Annotated in this window: 18 protein-coding genes; all 18 read right to left on the bottom strand. The window is 48.1% G+C overall.

What is annotated here, in order from left to right:
* Positions 1-4 precede the first annotated feature (4 nt).
* Positions 5-958 (bottom strand): ABC transporter permease, encoded by a 954-nt coding sequence (locus NST08_RS13570; protein WP_210094910.1) that lies wholly within the window; start codon positions 956-958, stop codon positions 5-7.
* Positions 959-1,056: 98 nt separating this feature from the next.
* Positions 1,057-2,811 carry an ABC transporter substrate-binding protein gene (locus NST08_RS13565; RefSeq protein WP_341033580.1) on the bottom strand — a complete coding sequence of 585 codons (1,755 nt, stop codon included), beginning with the start codon at positions 2,809-2,811 and terminating at the stop codon, positions 1,057-1,059.
* Between the two features lie 404 nt (positions 2,812-3,215).
* On the bottom strand, positions 3,216-4,136 hold the full coding sequence (locus NST08_RS13560) for an NAD(P)/FAD-dependent oxidoreductase (RefSeq protein ID WP_341033583.1): 921 nt from the start codon (positions 4,134-4,136) through the stop codon (positions 3,216-3,218).
* Positions 4,137-4,190: 54 nt separating this feature from the next.
* The gene (locus NST08_RS13555) at positions 4,191-4,670 is read right to left on the bottom strand and encodes an RrF2 family transcriptional regulator (protein ID WP_007131857.1); all 480 of its coding nucleotides are present in this window, start codon (positions 4,668-4,670) and stop codon (positions 4,191-4,193) included.
* A gap of 101 nt (positions 4,671-4,771) precedes the next feature.
* On the bottom strand, positions 4,772-6,229 hold the full coding sequence (locus NST08_RS13550) for a S8 family serine peptidase (RefSeq protein ID WP_341033585.1): 1,458 nt from the start codon (positions 6,227-6,229) through the stop codon (positions 4,772-4,774).
* 118 nt (positions 6,230-6,347) lie between these two features.
* Positions 6,348-6,494 carry a hypothetical protein gene (locus tag NST08_RS13545; RefSeq protein WP_341033587.1) on the bottom strand — a complete coding sequence of 49 codons (147 nt, stop codon included), beginning with the start codon at positions 6,492-6,494 and terminating at the stop codon, positions 6,348-6,350.
* A gap of 87 nt (positions 6,495-6,581) precedes the next feature.
* Entirely contained in the window at positions 6,582-7,682 is a 1,101-nt protein-coding gene (locus NST08_RS13540) for a GerAB/ArcD/ProY family transporter (protein WP_341033588.1), read from the bottom strand.
* Positions 7,683-7,723: 41 nt separating this feature from the next.
* The gene (locus tag NST08_RS13535) at positions 7,724-8,944 is read right to left on the bottom strand and encodes a Ger(x)C family spore germination protein (RefSeq protein WP_341033590.1); all 1,221 of its coding nucleotides are present in this window, start codon (positions 8,942-8,944) and stop codon (positions 7,724-7,726) included.
* A 23-nt stretch (positions 8,945-8,967) separates the two neighbouring features.
* On the bottom strand, positions 8,968-10,527 hold the full coding sequence (locus NST08_RS13530; RefSeq protein ID WP_210094905.1) for a spore germination protein: 1,560 nt from the start codon (positions 10,525-10,527) through the stop codon (positions 8,968-8,970).
* Between the two features lie 198 nt (positions 10,528-10,725).
* Positions 10,726-13,011, bottom strand: a complete 2,286-nt coding sequence (locus tag NST08_RS13525; protein WP_341341844.1) for a beta-glucosidase family protein — start codon at positions 13,009-13,011, stop codon at positions 10,726-10,728.
* A 14-nt stretch (positions 13,012-13,025) separates the two neighbouring features.
* Positions 13,026-14,270, bottom strand: a complete 1,245-nt coding sequence (locus tag NST08_RS13520) for a PTS sugar transporter subunit IIC (protein ID WP_341341843.1) — start codon at positions 14,268-14,270, stop codon at positions 13,026-13,028.
* 210 nt (positions 14,271-14,480) lie between these two features.
* Positions 14,481-15,065, bottom strand: coding sequence for a GH39 family glycosyl hydrolase (locus tag NST08_RS13515; protein WP_341341842.1), 585 nt, complete (start codon positions 15,063-15,065; stop codon positions 14,481-14,483).
* Complete coding sequence (locus tag NST08_RS13510) at positions 15,058-16,491, bottom strand: GH39 family glycosyl hydrolase (protein ID WP_341341841.1); 1,434 nt, start codon at positions 16,489-16,491, stop codon at positions 15,058-15,060. Before NST08_RS13510 ends, NST08_RS13515 begins: the two co-directional genes overlap by 8 nt.
* Positions 16,492-16,756: 265 nt before the next feature.
* Positions 16,757-17,050 carry a YfzA family protein gene (locus NST08_RS13505; protein ID WP_028406806.1) on the bottom strand — a complete coding sequence of 98 codons (294 nt, stop codon included), beginning with the start codon at positions 17,048-17,050 and terminating at the stop codon, positions 16,757-16,759.
* 100 nt (positions 17,051-17,150) lie between these two features.
* Complete coding sequence (locus NST08_RS13500; RefSeq protein WP_210094903.1) at positions 17,151-17,777, bottom strand: ABC-2 transporter permease; 627 nt, start codon at positions 17,775-17,777, stop codon at positions 17,151-17,153.
* On the bottom strand, positions 17,770-18,636 hold the full coding sequence (locus NST08_RS13495; protein WP_210094902.1) for an ABC transporter ATP-binding protein: 867 nt from the start codon (positions 18,634-18,636) through the stop codon (positions 17,770-17,772). The genes NST08_RS13500 and NST08_RS13495 overlap by 8 nt, the downstream gene beginning before the upstream one ends.
* Positions 18,633-19,016, bottom strand: a complete 384-nt coding sequence (locus NST08_RS13490; RefSeq protein ID WP_040739992.1) for a GntR family transcriptional regulator — start codon at positions 19,014-19,016, stop codon at positions 18,633-18,635. Before NST08_RS13490 ends, NST08_RS13495 begins: the two co-directional genes overlap by 4 nt.
* 219 nt (positions 19,017-19,235) lie before the next feature.
* Entirely contained in the window at positions 19,236-19,694 is a 459-nt protein-coding gene (locus NST08_RS13485; protein WP_028406637.1) for a DUF2269 family protein, read from the bottom strand.
* Positions 19,695-19,698 lie beyond the last annotated feature (4 nt).

Here is a 19,698-nt window from a genome sequence, read left to right as displayed (position 1 = left end):
TTCGCTAAAGCCTGACCCGAGGGTCGGAAGTATGATAGAGGATATCGGAGATGAATGTGCCGACAACCGTCAAGATGGCCAGAAACATCGTAAAGCCCATCAAGAGCGGATAATCCCGGACCGTAAACGACTGCATGTACAGCTGACCGATTCCCGGCCAGTTAAAAATCTTCTCGATAATGATGGAGCCCCCGAACAATCCTGGCAGCTCGAAGCCGATCAATGTAATTGCGGGCAGCATCGCATTTTTCAACGCGTGTCGATAAAGAACCGTTCTCTCCTTCAACCCTTTGGCCCGGGCGGTACGGACATAATCCTGCTTAATGACTTCCAGCATGTTGCTGCGGAAGTACCGGGTCAGCGAGCCTACGCCGAGCAGCACCATGACGGCAACAGGAAGCAGCATATGATGCAGAACCTGGGCGACATATTCCCAGCCTACGGCACGGCTGCCGGTCGTAATCATTCCTCCCGGCGGAAGGATTTTCAAATCGACGGCAAACACTTTGATCAGAAACAGCCCGATAAAGAACGAAGGAATGGACATAGCGGCGAATATGCCGACCATAACCAGCGTATCGAGCAGCGAATACTGTTTGTAGGCCGTCAGTACGCCGACGACAACGGCAAAGAACCAGGTAAAGAACGTTGAGACCACCGCTAGCAAAAAGGAATTCCATATGTAATCCTGAAACAGATCGAGGACCGGACGCTGCTGTGCCAGGGAATACCCGAAATCGCCTTTGAACATATTGGCCATCCAATTTACGTATCGCTCGAGAATCGGCTTGTTCAGCCCATGTATCTCCCTAAGCTCTGCCTTGCGCTCCTCGCTTAAGCTCAAATTGTTGTCGACGTAATCGCCGGGCGTTAAAGAATACAGGAAAAAGATCAACAAGGACGCGCCAATCAAAATCAAGAGCATATATAAACATCTTCGGAGCAAATAGGTTCTCATGTTCTCTCCTTCAATCAAGCATCTCCGGCCTGCTAAGCCCAGGCTGGAGATGTCTTTGTTATCAAGCGGTTCACAGGCACTTGCTGGTTGAAGCGTACTTATTTAAGCTCCCAGTCGGGCAAGCTGTGGGCGATCCCCGCCAGCGGGTTTAGCTCGAACCCGTCAATGCGGCCATTGATGGCAATCACCGATTTGGTATAGTTGGTAAACATGATCGGCAGCTCGTCGTTAAGAATTTTGAACATTTCGTGGTAAATCTTTTTGCGCTCCTCTATGTCGTCTGTTGCTAAACCTTTCGCATATAGCTCGTCGATTTGAGGATTGTTATAGCCTTTTGTCTCCCCTTTAATAAAGCTGCTAACGCCCTGGGAAGGATCACTGATAATCGTCGTAGAGAATGAGGCCATGTCAAAATCCCCGCCGTTCACCTTTGAAACGAGCGTATTGAAATCCGGGAACTGCTCAGGGATAAAATCGACGCCGATTTCCTTGTAGTTCTCCTTGGCAACGGCGATAAAAATATCCGTATTCGGGCTCTTCGATCCCAGATAGTTGATCTGCAGCTTCTTCCCGTCCTTCTCGCGGATGCCGTCCGCACCGACCTTCCAGCCGGCTTCATCTAACAATTGCTTTGCTTTTTCCGGATCGTACGGGTAGGGATTAATCCCTTCTTCTGTATAGGACCACAGGATTGGAGAGGATGGAATATTGGCAAGCGATCCTGCACCTTGCCTGGAATCGACATAGATCAGCTGGCGGTTCAGCCCGTAAGTCAAGGCTTGGCGGACGCGCTTGTCTTTCAGATGGTCCCTCTCCAAATTGAATTGATTGTATCCGTAATTGCTCGCTGTGCTTGGGATCAAATTCAAGAAGCCGAGGCCCTTTAGCTTCTCGATATTATCCGTCGTAGCGGAGAAGCTGCCGTAATCGACCTCTCCCGTTTCAATAAACTGCCAAGTGTCTCCTTCGGTCGTCTTATAGATGAAATACTCCGTCTTCGGCTTTCCGAAAATATAGTGTTCGTTCGCAACAAAATTCACTTCTTGGCCGGGAATGAACTTCTCCAGCTTGTATGGCCCGTTCGTGATCGGGTTGGCGTGCAGGTTTTTAATGTAATCCAGATTGCCGAACTTATAGTCCTTTCCATAGTAGGCTTTGGATAAGATCGGGCCGCCCAGCACCGTCAGTGCAGTCGCATTGGTCTCTTCCAGCGTCACGGATATTGTCTTCTCATCGATCACATGAATACCTTCGATGGAATCGGCCTTACCTTCCTTGTATGCTTTCCCGCCTTTGATGTTGGTTTCCACTACGCTGTTGAGGCCGTCGTAGGATGGATCGTGAAGCAAGGTCCACGTAAATTCGACGTCCTCTGTCGTCATTGGCGATCCATCACTGTACTTCAAACCCTCGCGAAGAAAGAACGTATAAGTCAACTTATCTTCGGAAACCTCCCATTTCTCGGCGAGTCCCGGGACCGGCAAGCCGTTCGTATCGACCCTGACCAGCGGGGTATATAGCACGGAGTTCACATTGCCGTCATATCCCACCTGTGTAAAATATGGAGTAAACGCACCGCTCGGGTTCGTCAAGGTGACGATAATCGCATCATTTCGCTGCTTGGCTCGATCCGGTAGTTTGGACAAATCCTGTGCAGGCAATGGCTCTTGAAGTAAATGTTCTCCCGTTCCTTGATTCGCTTGCGATGACGATTCATTCGCGGAAGGGGTCGATGAGGGAGTAGACGCAGCCTCCGTCTGCGTGCTTTGCGGGCTGGAGGAGCATGCCGCCAGAACGACGGATAGCGCCAATAACCAAAGCACTATCAACCCTGAATACCGTTGTTTTCTCATATAAACCACCCTTTTCATGTTTATAAAGTCCCTTGGTATTGGTATCAAACCAATTTCAATCATCGTTTCAGGATAATTTTTCTATATACTGCTGCATCTTTTTTAACTCCATTATGTATTCTCCTTCACGCTCTTCTCGAAGTAAGCCCCCTCTCCTCTTATACGTGAAAAACAAAAAAACGCAGGAATTAGCTGAAATGCTGCAGCTCTCCTACGTCTCCAATGGTATGGTCGACTTTATGTTTTTCAACTGTGTAATTTAATAATTCCAATTGGAATTATCGGACTTTTTCGTAGCTTATCATTACCTGTTAAGGATTGTCAATAGGATGTTTTGTAGCACGATTCTCACCCGTCGGTTCTGTTGTTCATTATAGCAATGGAACATACCGATTAGTATGGCATCAGCCATTCCTTCTCCAAGCCTCCAAATTCATCTCGTTGTTCATAGCCGCTGCAACAAAGGCTCCCATGGAGGCTGCAGCAACCGCTTGGTGAAGCCGGGATGCCGCATCCCCTGCGCTATAAACGCCCGGGACACTTGTCTTCCCAAAGTCATCCACGACAACGGCCCCCATCTCTGTCATGCTGCATCCCATGGCTTGCGGAAGATCCGAGCCCGTGACAAGCGTCGGTTTGAAGAATATTCCCCTGCATGGAATGGACGTCCCATCTTCGAGAACGACTTGCCGCACGATTCCCTCGCTTGAGTCAATGAACCGAATCGGTGAGTCGAACACAGGTACTTGATGCTGCTGCATCTCTTCGCGTTGGTCATCGGTCAGCTCATCGGGGCCATTCGTGCAGATGGTAAACTGCTTGGACCATCCGGATATTAACGGAGCCAAGTGCATGGCATCTGCTCCTTTGGCAATGATGACTAGCGGCTGGTCTCTTAACTCCCATCCATCGCAGTATGGGCATACAAACGCGCTTTTCCCATAAGCCTCTGCCAGTCCCGGAATATCGAGCGGCTGATCCTTCATTCCGACGGCAAACAGCACTTTTTTGCTGGTAATGGTGTTCCCTTGGGCAGTTGTAATTTGAAAATGACCATCCGAGCCCGTAATCGCAACGGCCGCATCCCCCATGAAAGTTACGGAAGGATAGTTGCTGATCTCTTCCTTGGCAATTCGCCGGAATTCGCCAGGGCTGATGCCATCGCGTGTAAGAAATCCGTGGGTCGCACGGGTCACGGCGTTGCGGGGACGACCTTCATCGATCACCACTACATTTTTCCTTGCCCGTCCCAGTACGAGCGCAGCATTCAATCCTGCCGGGCCGCCGCCAATAATCGCTACATCAAGAAGCTGTTTTGTTGTCATTTTTAATTACCTCCATAGATCTGTAATGTCCATAATTAAGCCGCAAGAAGTGGTTCACTTCTTGTGCGATTCATGGCTGCGGTGCTTGAGAGCCTCATCCAGTACCGTTTGAATCGTATGCTCCCGTAAGTATTGGTGCAGATGCTCTTCAGCGCCTTCCATCACCTTCTCCACCAGACATCCGTTTCTCGCTGGTTGTTCCTGCTGTGCAGCTCCCTCTTGAGCTAACAACTGATGCTGCCGCGAATTCATATTCGAGCATTCAAACAACTGCTGTCGTCCTTCGATTACTTGGATCACATCAAGAAATGTAATCTGATCGGCGGGTCTGGCAAGCTCGTAGCCGCCGTTCACCCCAGGGACGGCACGGACGATTCCATCCTGTCTTAGCTTGGACATAATCTTGGACAAGTAGCTTTCGGAAACCCCAAGCGTTGCGGATAATTCCTTGATTCCGACGTTGGTGTGGCGCTCCGGAAGACCCAAATGAATTAATGCGTGCAGGGCGTAGTCCGTACTTTTGGAGAACTGCATTTTGTCTACCCTCCCTTCCTCTTATTATCACAATTATGGACCTGTGAAGTCTATGATAAATGATTCCATTCTAATTTGCAACAACAAATGATGCGGGGCGCCTAGCTTTGCTTCTCTATTAGCCATTGAATTAAAGGGGCCGCCTTTGAAATGATGGAATCCGGGTCATGGGTCATTATAAGCTGTGGATAAGCGTCAGGGAAGTTGGCAAGATATTCGCTTACGCACCAACGAACGGACCAATTGATATCCGTCGACCATGGTATCCATTTGGCAACTTCATTTTTTCTAACATCCTGTAATAATCCAGAGGCAAGCAAGCCGCGGACGCCCCCCTCAGATTCCTTCTCAAGTCGCTCCCAGAAGACGTCCCGCTCCTGTTCATTTAACGGTTTATCCAAACCCGAAACAGCAATTTTCCTAACGACCGGTGAAGGATCGTCTAAGTATTGCCATAGCAGCTCTCGAGAACAATGTTGATTTCTCACAAGTGTCGATAAAGCCACAGCCCTCTCCATTTCATCTTGGGATTGTAACGATGCAGATGCGTCTTTAATATAGAGGGACGGCAGCTTTTTTCTCGAATCATTAATTTTGACACCAGCTACAATCGCCGCCTCGACTTTGTGGACATTGATTCTAGGGGCGGGATTCTCGTAACCATGGAGCGGATCTCCGTAAGTGGTCAATGCATGGCGCAGCGTATTCACATCTAGACTCGGGTACTTGGACAACAAATATGCAGCGACTCCGGTTACTAAAGCTGAAGCTCCTGACGTCCCCCAATAATAGGAGCCCCCATCCCCTTCTTCATGTGATTCACAGAAGGGCAGGGTTAGAAAAACTCTTGGTGCAAGGACATCTGGCCTGAAGTGACCGTCTGCATTACGTCCATACGGTTCATCCGGAAAAGCTCTGTGTTCTCGGCGATCCGCAAGACCTCGGTCATTATATCCCCCCACTGCTAAATATTCGAAAGGCGGCAAAATATTGATCGTTCTCGTGTTCCCGTTCGAGCAAACAACCAAAATCCCAGCTTGTACCGCTGAAGCCAGTGCTTGAACCGTAGTGTTTTCTTTTGTACTTTTTAGAAGGATCTGATGATCAAGCGCATGCCAACCTGTGCTTAAGATAATCCTTATATTCCATTCTTTACGTTTTTGCATGATCCATGAAATCCCTGCTCTCAATCTTTCTCCTTCGCCGGCTTTGAATGCACCGTGATCAAGAACGACTAAATTCGCTGCCGGTGCAATCCCGGTATGAATTTGCCCATTATGAACAAAAGGGAGGTGTGACAACGCGAGTACCGTCATTAAACCATGTTCGCCATCCCCATTATGATTTTCCTCTGGATCTTCATTAGCGATATCACGACATGTAATCGAGTTGTCGTCATGAACCGTAATATATTTTAAACGGCTACGTAAATGCTGAATTGCAGGATGCGGGGTAATTCTATCTATGATGACAATCCCTATATCCTTCCCTGCTGCTTTGAAATCTGGAGGTTCAGAAAAGCCTAAGCGGGCCCAATTAGGATCAGTTGGTGTTCTCATGTTAAATCTCTCCTTTGAATCGAAGGTTATAAAGCTACGTTATTGGCAGGTTTGGGTTTTCAAAAATATCAAAAAGCCCCTATCAGCGCTTTAAATAGGGACCTTCAGATGTTATATGCTAATGATTCCGGTTACGAATCGCAGCCTTGGCCTCTTCCCGATCATCGAAATCTTTCGAATTCATGCTGATCCCCTTGATGTCAACGTCAGCATTCCCTTGGATTTGAGCAATGGCCAAATGTTCAATCAGCTCGGTTAATTTCAAGAAGGTCCCTCCTACCGCCATAAGATGTCGTTCGACTCCATTATAATATTCCCGGCACTGAAATAACATCTTTTTCCATGGTCTCATTCATTGACGCTGCTTCGTCCACATGCTTCGAATCCATATCACAAGCACAAGAATCAGCGGCAAGGCAATTTGAAAGATCGGAGTTACGTAGGTAACGACAACCTTAATGCCGAGCCAAATATGGTGAGGATAATTGGGGGATATAAACGCTAACGCAAATATGACTACAGCAACGACGACCGTCCACATTTTATAAGATAGCCCTGTAATTTTATGAAGCCCCATGGCGGCTCCCATGAAAAATGCAGCCATTTTTGTACCCAAACCGAGAACTAACACGATCACAAATAGAACATCGAACCGTTCAAAGGCTTCAGCAATATCTATAAGCTGAACCACCTGCAGAAGCGGCAGCGTGCTGTTTGCTGCTTGAGTCGGGCCTAATACGAGGATATTGATTTGATTAATCATAATTAAGCAAATCGCCGTAATTACGTAAGTAATGATCACGCTCCGACTCAATTTTTCCTTTTTCTTGACTAGAGGAAAAAAGAGCAAAAACAATAACGTTTGCCCGAACGGAAAGGATACGATTTCCGGGACGGCGGCCGTCCAGGCAGGACGGAACCCCTCTTCCAGAATAGGCAGCATCAGCTCAAATTGAATCAGCCCCGAAGAAACAAGCAGCGTATAAATCGTGAAGTAGCTCAAAATAATGATGGGCAAAAAACCCGCGCACATCCAAATCACCACTTTGGGGCCATATCTTACGGTATTAGCCACCACGATAATTGCCGTCAACATGATAAACATTAGCGGCGTTCGGTCTAGTAACGTTAATAGCGTGAGTTCGCCCAGATCCCTTAAATTGCGGGATGCTTCATATGCAAAATAACCGGCAAAGCTTAGGTTAACCGCAGAGCCGATGATTTTGCCAAAATATTGTCTGCACAAGCCATATAAATCAAGCCCAGGATTGGACCGGTAGATTAACAGATACATGGCCAGCAGGAGCAATCCGATCAAAGCGGCAATGCCCATGGCGATCCATGCATCCCGTTTCGCTTCAGCCCCCAAGAAGAACAACGTCGTGCTTCCGACTTCAAATACAGCTAGAAAACATACCAAATCGGTAACTCGTATGGATTGTTTCATCTCCATGGTTCCCTTCTTGTTTCAGCATCCATTTAAATATGAAGCGGCTAGCCTCCATCCGGTTTGAACGTCTTTTGAGACATGCCTGTCTGACCAATGGTAACGTTAACTTGCAGAACAAGCCTGGTGGACTGCATTCCTTCCTTCTCCCATTGATCCTTGATTTTACTCCATTCCTTCGGATATTTGCGATGGATTTGATCTGCAAAATGAGGCAGGTCGGCTTGAAGCCTTTTGGAGGCTTCCCACCCCTTGCTCATGTAATCCTTAATCACCTCCTCAATCTCTTTTTCCGCAGCGCGCAGATTGGATAAATTCGCCAGATTTTCAGGACAGTTGGACTCGCTGATCCTGCCTTTTGCTTTAACGGAGACCAACATTGTAAACCCATCCGCTTCTTTACGGACTCGGGTTTTGGTTTTCGCGGGAAATGTTTGAAAGGAGAATTTCTCAGTTCCTTTATTGGAGCCTGGGCAGGTTATGGATAATGCACTGATTCGGATTTTGTCCGTTAACCAAGATATTCCGATGCTCTCATTGCGCGTTAACGTCCCGACGCTCCGGTCTTTTCGAAAGACGGCCAATTCTGTAATTCTGACCTTGGCGGGAGTAGAGGTTTTATGCAGCTGATCCATCGATTCGATCCTTGACTGCGACTCCCCAACCACTTCAACCTGAGGAACACTGGCTACACCGGATTGAGAATCCAGACTCCGTGTCAGCTCATACATCTTAATCGATGGGAAATTACTGTTGAAATGATCCGTTTGCCTTGAGATATGAGCCATTGCAGTGCCTGGAAGACGTTCCGGTGGAATAAGCTGCTTAAGCATTTCACTTGCCTGCCCTTCCGTTATCATCACGCTGACATTCTCTCGTAAGTAGGTATTTCTCCAGTAAAAATCTATAACATCTGTAATGCTCTTCCTTGCTGCCTCTTTACCGAGAACGAGAACATCTGCATGAGGAAAATACAATCGTCTGGGAGATTCTGTGTAAATTACATCAATCGCTTCCCGAAGCGTTGGGCCTTCGGAGGAAAATACATGGACGGGTGACTCTCCTCCGCCCGCTTTACTAGCTCCGCCGGTTCCGGCTGAAATCGCCGAGGGGTTGATGAACTGGTAGGTTACGATCCAGCCTTCTTCGCTTCGGTCTATGCCAAGAGCGGAAATCAAGCCGATTTCATTTAATTCCGTTCGATTCCAACATCCTGTCAGCAATAACGCCAGAACGAGCGGGATCGAGCATAAACCGAATCTACGCATAATGCACCTCACTTTCGTACGGTTCACTTCTTCCCCTGTTGCGGTCGGTTCATTCCCTGCCTGACCATATTTCGTCGATTCATATCTTGGGGTCTTGTCTTAAGGAATGGCCATGGCAAACGAACAAACAGGTCTCTCAAATCGGCGAAGCGCAGAGGGGTAACCGGCGAAAGATAAGGAACGCCAAATGAAGTCAAGGAAACCAGGTGAGCATAGATAGGGATGATCCCTGCCAAAATCCCGTATAAACCGAAGGTGCCAGCCAGCAGCATCAACACAAAACGAATGATTCGGATGGCAGCTGCCATGCTAAATGCCGGTATAGCAAAGTTGGCAATCGCTGTAAAAGAGACCACGATGACCATCGCCCCCGATACGAGTCCCGCCTGTACAGCGGCCTGGCCCAAAACAAGTGCTCCCACGATAGAAATAGCCGGTCCGATCACCCTGGGCATCCGCACGCCCGCTTCACGAATAATTTCAAACGTAATCTCCATCATGAACGCTTCCATGAGTGCGGGCAGCGGCGTTCCTTCCCTTTGCGCTGCCAGGCTGATCAATAATGTTGTCGGAATCATCTCCTGATGAAAAGTTGAAATCGCAATATACAGTGACGGTAACAGCAAGGATATGACAAAGGAGAAAAAACGGATTCCGCGTAAAAAAGTGGAGAGATCATACCGTTGATAATAATCCTCGCTGGAATGGAGGAACCTAAAAAAGGTGACAGGAGCCAGCAACACAAAGGGCGTGCCATCCACCAGAATAACCACTTGTCCTTCCAGCAGACCTCCGGCTACCGCATCGGGACGCTCCGTATTGATCAGTGTTGGGAATGGGGAGAGCGTATTATCTTGTATAAACTCCTCAATATACCCGCTTTCCAGAACGCTATCGGTTTCTATGCTTTGCAATCGAGCCCTGATCTCTGATACCACGCTTTCATCAGCAATTCCCTCGATATACGCCATGATGACTTTGGTATTGGTATAACTGCCGATTACCATCGATTGAACCCGTAAGCTCGGCGTTCGAAGCCTTCTCCGGATGAGGGACAGGTTCGTCGAAATATCCTCTGTAAATCCGTCTTTAGGTCCCCGAATGACGGTTTGTGAACTCGGCTCTTCGATCGAGCGCTTCTCCAGGCTTTCGATCGAAGCAGAGAAGGCTTCTTTCATACCATCTGCTAATATGACAGCCTTCCCATCCAAAACAGCCGAAATGATGGATTGGGTTGTATGTAATTTGCTAATTGGGCCTGCTGGCAATATTTTATTCAGTAAGGATTCGATACCTGGCATTTGATCAGCTTCTAGCGTTACGGTTAACCAAGATTCCAGAATCCGATTAAGCAGATTCGTATCAACCAGCCCTTCAATATAGCAAATAGCAATCTCCGGAAGATCCTCTCGCCCTGATATTTTTCTAACCATAAAGTCCGTACTGTTCCCCATGATATGAGTTAAGGTTTGAATGGACTCTTGAAGAGTCATGCGGATCTCAATTGGTGCGTCGGTTCTAGTCTGTGTCGAATTCTTCGGACGGCTTCGTTTTAGCGCTTTTTTTAGTAACCGGCCCAGCATGACAGTCCCTCCCTTAACTTTATCCAGTATTATGGGAACTTGCCGGCTAAATTATTCTTCATCCAAGTCCTTCATCTTGGCGAGAATCAGTAATGACGGCCGGTTGCCTCCATGATAAAAAGAAGGATGTCATGTGATGACATCCTTCTTAAACGAATTGCCTATATAGTTTTTGACAGCATGAGGAAGTTATAAGAGTTACGCTTGCTGCTTCTGGAGCCGTTTCTCGTTAACACGTCCGATAAGCTCGCTGACGATCTCATCCGGAGACCGCTCCATCATCCAGCTTTGCCCGAACATCTGGAAGATTTTAATGACCGGGAAGTCCTCCCAAAATCCCAGGAACTCATCTTGGAGAGTTACTTTGTCCTTCACGTGCTTGTTCATTTCATTGATGCACTCTTCCAATACGTCCTTTGCGATCGGGTCGCTCACCCATTCATTGAGCAGGCTGAATTTATGGAACGTGATTTCTTCCTTGCCGAAGTCGCAGAACAGTCGGTTCGTCACTCGGATATCACGGGACGAGCTGCCTGCGCGGAGTTGGAAATATCCGCTTTCTGCTACCCAGCGATTGTATTTCGTGTTGTAATAGGCAAAATCTCTTTCTTCAAGCTCAAAGACGATCTTCCGCTTTTCGCCCGGCGCGAGCTCGATTTTTGCAAAAGCTTTAAGCTCCTTTTCGGGACGCACCCATTTGCATTCCTCATCGTGCACATACAACTGAACGGTTTCCTTCCCGGTGCGCTTTCCGGTATTCTCTACTTGAAGGGAAACGGTAACTCCCTTCTCATGCTGTGCCGCTTCAAGATCCGTGTACTTAAATGTCGTGTACGACAAGCCATGTCCGAACGGAAATTGCGGAGCCATCTCCTTCCGGTCGTAGTAGCGATAGCCGATAAACAGTCCTTCACGATAATACAGCTTGCCGTTTTCTCCCTGAATCCGCATATGCGATGGATTATCCGACAGCTTGACCGGGAAGGTCTCGGACAGCTTGCCGGAAGGGTTTGTGTGCCCGAACAGGATTTCGGCAATGGCTCTGCCCATCCCCTGCCCCGTCAACCAGGAATGGATGACCCCGGGCACATGCTGCACCCATGGATGCATCGCCAGCGCGTTCCCGCTGCTTGTTACCACAACGCAGTTCGGCTGAACGGCTGCAACGGCTTGAATGAGCTTCACTTGATGCTCAGGAAGGTTAATTCCCTTCAAATCATGCATCTCGGATTCCGCATATTCCGGCTGGCCGACGAACAATACGGCTAGATCGGATGTCGCCGCCAACGACGCGCTCTCCTTAATCAGGTCCTCGCGAATGGAGTCATCAGCGGGGTATCCCTCTGCATAGCTTAGCGTAACCGTCTCTCCCGCCAGTTCCTTGATTTCATCCCATGGAATATCGACCCGCGTTGGCGTGACTTCGGCGCTGCCTGCCCCTTGAATTCTTGGCTTCTTGGCAAAACGTCCGATGATTGCAATCGATGGCGTGGATTCAGGCTTAATAGGGAGAATGCCATTCTCGTTCTTAAGCAGCACGATGCTTTCGGCTGCTGCTTTTCTCGCAAGCGCGTGATAGTCTTGATCAGCACCGGAGGCATTTTCTTTCGGGGCTGTCACTCGCTCTACAAGCTTTAGAATACGGGCAACGCTCTGATCGAGCTTCTCTTCGGAGAGTTCTCCGCGCTCCACAGCCTCCACAATTGCCTTTGTATTGTAGTGAGCCGGCCCTGGCATTTCAAGATCAAGGCCAGCCTTTAGCCCGCGAATCCGGTCATTGACGGCAGTCCAGTCCGACAGCACGACACCTTCGTAGCCCCACTCTTCTCTCAATATATCATGGAGCAAATGCTCGTTCTCGCTTGTATAACTGCCATTGAGCAAATTATATGAGCACATGACGGTCCATGGATCCGATTTTTTAATGATCCGTTCGAAGGCGCTAAGATAAATTTCGCGAAGCGTCCGTTCGTCGACCTCCGAGCTCGTGACCATTTTCTCGTTCTCCTGATTGTTGCAAGCGAAATGCTTGAGGGAAGCCCCCACGCCTTCGCTTTGGAGCCCGTTAATGAAGGCTGCGCCAAGCTCGCCTGTTAAGCAAGGGTCCTCCGAGTAATACTCGAAGTTTCTGCCGCCAAGCGGCGTCCGTTTCATGTTAATGCCCGGTCCGAGCAGCAGCTCCACGCCCATTTCCTTGGATTCCTGTCCAAGCGCTACCCCGACTTCATGCAGCAGGTCGGTGTTCCAGGAGGAGCCGATGGCCGAACCGGTAGGATAGCAGGTTGCTGGAACATTCTCGGACGTAATGCCCATTTCTTCATCGCTGTTCGTTTTCCGGATCCCGTTGGTTCCGTCATACATATGCACAGCTGGAATGTTCAATCGCTCGATGCCTTTGGTCATCCACATATTCAATCCCGCACAGAGGGATGCTTTTTCCGTAAGCGTCATTTCTTGAATTAATTCATGAATTGATCGGTTCATTTGGTATCCATCCTTTATACATGACTTGTTGAGCTTGCTTCCCGCTCTTTCTTGAGTTCTTGCGCATCATACAGCTTGAAGAACGGAAACCATACCGCGAATACAATCAATAAGACAACGGCCAGAAGAACAAGACCGCCGAGTCCGGACATCATGTAGGTAGACAGCCCGATCGGGGTATACCACAATTGAAAGATTTGGCTTGGAATTCTCGCCAGCCCCATATCGAGCGCCAAATACACAATGATCGGCGTTATAAGACCATTAATCCACATCGGAACCATGAGCAGCGGGTTGAAAGCAACCGCTCCGTAGACGATCGGCTCGTTAATATTAAACAGGGAGGGGATAATCGTCGCTTTACCGACGGATTTCAGCTTTTGCGATCTGGCAAGCAGGAACCAGACGGCGAGCGGCAAAGTAGCTCCCATACCTCCGATGCCCAGCCATCCCGAGAAAAAGGTTTCAAAGGTATTGATATTGACCGGGTCCAGTCCTTTTGCCACTAAAGCGGCATTCTCCTCGATAGCCGGAATCCAAATGGTATACCATATCGGCATCAACACCCACGGGCTGACCCCGAAGGAGTACAGAACAACGCCGATAAAGTTAAACAATACGAACCCGATGAGACTTTGCCCCACAGCATTAAGAGGTTCAAATGCATTTACGATGAGCGCAAAAATATCAAAGTGCAGCTGGTAAACCAGGACCCATCCTGTAGTTAAAATGATCGCGATCGGAATGAGAAAATCGAACCATTCCTTAATGAACTCAGGAAGCGAGCTCTCTGTTTTAAAGAAGGAGAATTTACCGCAGACATTCATGATCACCGCTACGAATATCCCCACAAGCAGTGCCGTAATCATGCCCGTCGCGCCAAAGCGTTCTAGGATAAACTTGACGGTTCCATCCTCGTTCATGGTCGGGTTAAGCAGCATGATGAATAAAGATAAGCCTGTCATTCCTGCCAGCAGCTTGATTTTGTGGCGCTCCCTCTTTTCCATTACCATATAAGGCGTTAAGAAAGAAATGAATAAACCTAGCAGACCGAAGCTAAATGTCGTGATCGGTGATAGATCCGGCATCCCCGGGAAGAAATCCTTTAAAATCGAAATCAACGTAATGATCGAGCCGATAAATATCATCGGAATCGCGACCATAATGGCGTCTTGAATAGATGAAACCCAAACATTGTTCGTAAACGCCTCCAATCGAGGCGCAAACGATTCTGTCATCCATTTCATGAAACGCTTCATCTTGTTTTCCCTCCTGTCATTCTCGTGCGGCTGTATCATTAGTATAGGGCCTTCGTGGCAACGCTTTCTTGTTTTAAGTTGTCGTTAAAGGGGGCATTTTTTGCCTAGTTCGTCTCTTTCGTTCTAGCTTGCGTCTCACCCTCAAAAATAAACAGCAAAAAACACCCCTTTTAAAAAAGGGATGTTTGTTGATCCATGATTCGATTCATGCTAATACTGCCTGTCCAACGCTAGCAGCATGACGCCATGAGGCGGGAGTACAATTTCTTTCCGCCAGTTATCCTGCTGAAGAAGCTCTGTCCTTATGCCGGACCCGCTTCGCTTGTGAAGATAGACAAGCTCTTCCTCCGTAAGGAACTCGGGAGCCCCCATGTGAATCCACTCGTCAAACACCGACCCATGCTGCCGGTCCAGCCGATAACTTGTACATTTGTACGTTCCGGTAAGCTTGCTCAGCGATAATTCGAATATGCGGCTTCCTTTCTCCTCGAAGACATCGTAACGGTTCGTGCTGGTCAATTCGGACCAGTCGCCGCTTGAAAACAGCGGATCCACGTGCACGTAGTGATAGAACAGGAACTGCATGCTGCCGTCCCGGGTTCGCGTTCCAACATAACCGTCCCCTTGTACCAGAAGCTCGTCACCCAGCTTTTGCAACAGCTCTAAGGCATAATAGCTCGGCTTTTTGAGGCCGTCCCGGTTGATCAAGCCAAAGCCTCCATAGAACGGTGAAGTCGGCACCGTGCTTTCTTCGAAGACGTCGGTAAAGGACCAGAAGGCCAAGGCTTTAACCACAGCACACCCCGGACAAATCCGGTTCATTCCATACCTCGAAGTACCAGCTTTCCACTTCCTTCGCCCCATATCGATTCAGGCAATGGCGCACGAACGCCCGAACCAGCGCGTCCCACTTGGTTTGATCGGCAGGCGGTGAAATATTTCCTCTCCACCAAAATATCGTTTCCTTGGAACGGGCGAGCTGGCTCGGCATGAAGCTGAGCTCGACAAACGGCTTCACTCCCTGCTCCAGGAGAAAATCATACAGCTTGTCGACATATGACCAATTATATACAGGAGTTCCGTCTTCTTTCTCGCTGTACACCATCATCTCATCGTTAAATATGCCGTGGAAACGGATATACCGGAACGGAATATGCCCTTTCAGTTCACGCAGCTGCCGGCGCCAATCTTCCCGCAATCCTTCGATTGCCCTGCCTGCGGTCGTCGTTACATTCCAGTGCTGTTCATATCTTGCCGAAGGCCCATCGGCTTGGATCTCGATCAACTGCCGCTCCGCCGCAAGCGGAGGCGGTGGGTTTAGCGAATCGGGCTTCGTGTCTGCTCTAGCATCCAGATACCGATATAACGTACCCATGGCATTCCATGTATCCATCTCATAATAGTCGCCGCTTGAGGACTCGTCGTAAGTTAACGGCTTGCGGTCCGGCCGATGAGCTTCTTCGGCAAGCAAGGCATCGCGATAGGAGCTCGGGGTGCAGCCGTACTTTTCTTTGAAATATTTATTAAACAGCTTCACGTTGGCAAAGCCGCAATCGAGCGCGATTTCCGTTATGCTTTTCTCGCTTCCGGCAAGCTCGGCTTGCGCCTTCTCCAAGCGTACCAACGTCAAATACTTTTGGAAGGGGATGCCGATTTTATCCGTAAAGAAGTGCGAGAAATAATGCAGGCTTAAATGCTCCAGATCTGCCATGGTTTGCAGACTAATCTTCTCATTATAATGCTGGTCTACATACGTAAGGACCCTGTTCAGCCTCTTATAGTCGTACTCTCTGCTGCCCTCGTCGGCTGCGGGATTCGTTCCATCCGCAAAATACCGAAGCAGGCCGCCGCACAACGTTTGCAGGGTTCCCATCGCGTAGCTTTGATAACCCGGCGCCTTCTTGTTGATCTCCCATACCATCTGGGCGAGATTTTGCTTGATGCCCTGCAGCTGCCGGTGCTGCTCCGGATCGGCAGCAGAATTACAAGAAATAAATGCTTGATTATTCAACCATTCAGGACCGAACTGCAGCGTCAGCAGCACATTGTCTTGGCTTGTCCGCTCGATCTGATGCACCGACATGCTGTTCACGACAATGACATCATCTTCATGGAGCGTATATTGCTTCTGATCAAGGTACATGATGACGGAGCCTTGGAGAACATAGACGATTTCCACCTCCTTATGCCAGTGAAAATGAATATGCTTTACGCTGTTCACGAAGAGCTTGATAGGCAGATCTTCCTGATGCTCTATAAATTCATAAAGGTAGCGAATACGCTGCTCCTCCCTTCATATAGCCTATTATATGCACATTTTTTCGAGGATATCAAAGCCGCTAAGCCCTCGCAATGTCGAAAAGGACACCCTGGAACCGCCCGGGATGTCCTTTAACAATCACTTATGAACAACGAGTTATATGGGGTGTTAGTTGCCTCATAAATATATCCCGAACAGAGCCCAGCTCCTCCTATTTGCAGTGCGTTCATTTTCTAGATGATAGATCCTTCACGGCCCCTATTAAACCTGCTGGAAGCAACGTAGCGGCGAAGATTGCGGTGAATAGATTATGCGACGCTGTTTTATACGGCGTGAACCATTCCGTAAATAGCTTGGCTTGCGAAAGGTCTTCAAACCAGGACCCTTCCTTCACTTTAAACGGCGTCCACGAAGCATGATCGAACGCGATGAATAGCAGCTGCAGAACTACAAGTCCTGCAAGAATATACATCCATTCTTTTCTGCGATGAGGGCGGCTTGTATGTAATGTATCTTTCAAAATGCGTAATCTCCTTTATAAGTAAAAGTTGACCCCCGTTGCAGGAAAAGCTTGGTTCTGCAAAAGTGGCCGGGACAATGGGCAGGCGTGGCTCAGCTTCTTACATGTCCTTTCTCGAGAACAGGGTGACCGCCACATAATAGGAAGCAATGAATAGCAGTAAGATACCGGCTGCAGCCATAAATAATAGATTACTGCTCATCATGTGATTCTCATTCAGCAATGTCATCATGAACGCAGTGGGCTGTGCCATAATAATGAGCGCGATTAAAAATACAGCGTTAATAATGCCGGCTCCTTTTTTACTCAGTGCATAGAATAAAGGCATATATATGGAAGTTAATACTAGCAGTATCCCCATTGGAACCAGGATGTCCAAGACGGTATAATCCGGCTTGTTAAGCTGCGGGAATGCAAGCTTTACAAACCAATGGATACCAAAGGAACCAAGGACGCCAAACAGCATAAACAGGATCGCCGTGATGTATTTCGCCTGTACAATATGCTTGCGGCTGACCGGCAGCGTGACCAGAAAATGATGATTATTGTTCTTGATATCGATCATCGTCACAAGACTAACGGAGGCGAATGCAGTATAGATCCCGACAAAGTAAATGGAAAAGTCGCTCCTTGGTATAAAAGCGATACTGAACACCGCCAGATAAAATAAAGTCATCCACAAGGAGCTTTTTAAGGCGATAAAGTCCTTGCGCAGCAGATTAAGCATGAACCCGTCCTCCTTTGGCCGTGAAATACATGATGTCTTCCAGGGAAGGGGTTTCCAATACAGCGTGATTCCCGAACAATTGTGCAGCCTTGTGCCTGTTATCGACTAAGCCCTCAAAACCGACGGCTGTCTCACGAATCCCGATGAATTCTTTTCGGATATCCGAATCAAGCAGCTCCATATCCCCCTTTATGAGCGCGTATCGCTCAAGCACATCTTCCTTCGCTTCATTAAATACAATCTTCCCGCGATTGATGAAGGTAATATAGTCCGCGATCCGGTCCAGATCCGTCGTGATATGGGTCGAGAAAATGATGGAATTCCTCTCGTTCTGCATCATATCCGCAAGCAGATCAAGCATTTCCCTTCTAAACACCGGATCGAGACCGGAAGTCGGCTCATCCATAATAAGAAGCTCGGCCTCATGCGATAGAGCAACGGCAAGGGCAAGCTTGATCTTCATTCCTTTGGATAGATCTCCAATCTTCTTCTTGGGAGACAGCTCGAATTGGTCGAGATATCCCTTAAACTTGCTGTCATTCCACTTGTCGTAGAAGGGAGCGACCAGCTTTTTCGTATCATGAATCGTCAGATGCTCATAGTAGAAGCAGTCATCCGATACGATCCCGATCCGCTGCTTAATGGCGATTTCTTGTTTAGGCATTTCGCAGCCCAGTATTTTCACGCTTCCGGAATCCGGACGGACGATGCCCAGCATCATCTTGATCAAAGTGCTCTTGCCAACGCCGTTCGGGCCAATCAGGCCGGTAATATATCCTTGCCTCACATCCAAAGATACATCATCAACGGTGAATAGCGGGTATGCTTTGGTTAGATTTCGTATTTCTATGGCATTCATGGCGTCTGTTCCTCCTCAAACAATAATGTCAGATGTTCGATGACATCCTGCTGACTCAAACTTAATTCCTTGCTTTCCCGAATGATTTCCATCATTTTCTCTTCTAATCGTTTCATTCGCTGCTCCCGTATAAAATCTTTATTTGCTCCTGACACAAAGCATCCCTTGCCTACAACCGTGTCAATGAGCTGCTCCTTCTCGAGCTCTTCATAAGCGCGCTTAGTCGTAATTACGCTAACCTGCAGATCCTTGGCCAGCTGCCGTATCGAGGGAAGACTATCGCCGGCCTTCAAATCACCGTTCAGGATGCTCTGCCGGATCTGATTCATGATCTGTATGTAAATCGGGTCGCTCGATGCGTTAGACAAAATAATGTTGATGATCATTCACCTCACTGCCGTTAATTGAGTATATACCGTATATATATAATATATACACTTAGCATTCATGTGTCAAATTCTTCATTGGAAATCACCAATCGATTTCTTCACAGCTCATAAGATAATGCAGGCCAGCCGCTGTGCACGGATGGTTACTAGCAATCAGAATAAAAAAAGCCGCGATGAATCGCGACTTGATCTGTGTATATCGTTGCTTCCCTAGAATACGGGCTTGATGATCATAAGAAGAATGATCGCGATGGCCATAAGGTTCGCAATCGTATCGCGGGCTTGTTTTTTTCGGAACAGCTGCTTGTATTCCTGAGAAACTTCTCCCGAGGTTGACTGGCTCGCGATTTGATGAAGTCTCTTTAAGATCGGTTCAACGACCAGAATCGCGTAAAAGCCTGAGATTAGGAACAGCACAATCGACGCGATATACCACATTTGCCGAAACAAGTAGGGGCTCATCCAGCCCAAAATCAAGCCCGTGACGAGAAGGATGCCGAATGAAAGATTCGCATTTTTGTTTAACTTCTCCACGATGTGGTGAGCATACCGCAGCTGATCGGCCGTCTTCGCTCTTTTCAGAATCATATTGAATAAAAACACCGGTCCAACACCGAATATGGCCGAAGAAATATGAATGACTAACAGGGATAGATACAGGTAATCCATGGCG

Origin of the sequence: Paenibacillus sp. FSL K6-1566 (assembly GCF_038050475.1) — a bacterium.
Taxonomy (GTDB): domain Bacteria; phylum Bacillota; class Bacilli; order Paenibacillales; family Paenibacillaceae; genus Paenibacillus_AQ; species Paenibacillus_AQ lactis.
Note: the sequence above shows the minus strand (reverse complement) of the source record. Positions and strands in the feature narration are given on the sequence as shown.

Bases quoted from the DNA above. Each gene is read 5' to 3' on its own strand.
- NST08_RS13570 (WP_210094910.1), bottom strand. From the start codon at position 958: ATGAGAACCTATTTGCTCCGAAGATGTTTATATATGCTCTTGATTTTG.
- NST08_RS13565 (WP_341033580.1), bottom strand. From the start codon at position 2,811: ATGAGAAAACAACGGTATTCAGGGTTGATAGTGCTTTGGTTATTGGCG.
- NST08_RS13560 (WP_341033583.1), bottom strand. From the start codon at position 4,136: ATGACAACAAAACAGCTTCTTGATGTAGCGATTATTGGCGGCGGCCCG.
- NST08_RS13555 (WP_007131857.1), bottom strand. From the start codon at position 4,670: ATGCAGTTCTCCAAAAGTACGGACTACGCCCTGCACGCATTAATTCAT.
- NST08_RS13550 (WP_341033585.1), bottom strand. From the start codon at position 6,229: ATGAGAACACCAACTGATCCTAATTGGGCCCGCTTAGGCTTTTCTGAA.
- NST08_RS13540 (WP_341033588.1), bottom strand. From the start codon at position 7,682: ATGGAGATGAAACAATCCATACGAGTTACCGATTTGGTATGTTTTCTA.
- NST08_RS13535 (WP_341033590.1), bottom strand. From the start codon at position 8,944: ATGCGTAGATTCGGTTTATGCTCGATCCCGCTCGTTCTGGCGTTATTG.
- NST08_RS13530 (WP_210094905.1), bottom strand. From the start codon at position 10,527: ATGCTGGGCCGGTTACTAAAAAAAGCGCTAAAACGAAGCCGTCCGAAG.
- NST08_RS13525 (WP_341341844.1), bottom strand. From the start codon at position 13,011: ATGAACCGATCAATTCATGAATTAATTCAAGAAATGACGCTTACGGAA.
- NST08_RS13520 (WP_341341843.1), bottom strand. From the start codon at position 14,270: ATGAAGCGTTTCATGAAATGGATGACAGAATCGTTTGCGCCTCGATTG.
- NST08_RS13500 (WP_210094903.1), bottom strand. From the start codon at position 17,777: ATGCTTAATCTGCTGCGCAAGGACTTTATCGCCTTAAAAAGCTCCTTG.
- NST08_RS13495 (WP_210094902.1), bottom strand. From the start codon at position 18,636: ATGAATGCCATAGAAATACGAAATCTAACCAAAGCATACCCGCTATTC.
- NST08_RS13485 (WP_028406637.1), bottom strand. From the start codon at position 19,694: ATGGATTACCTGTATCTATCCCTGTTAGTCATTCATATTTCTTCGGCC.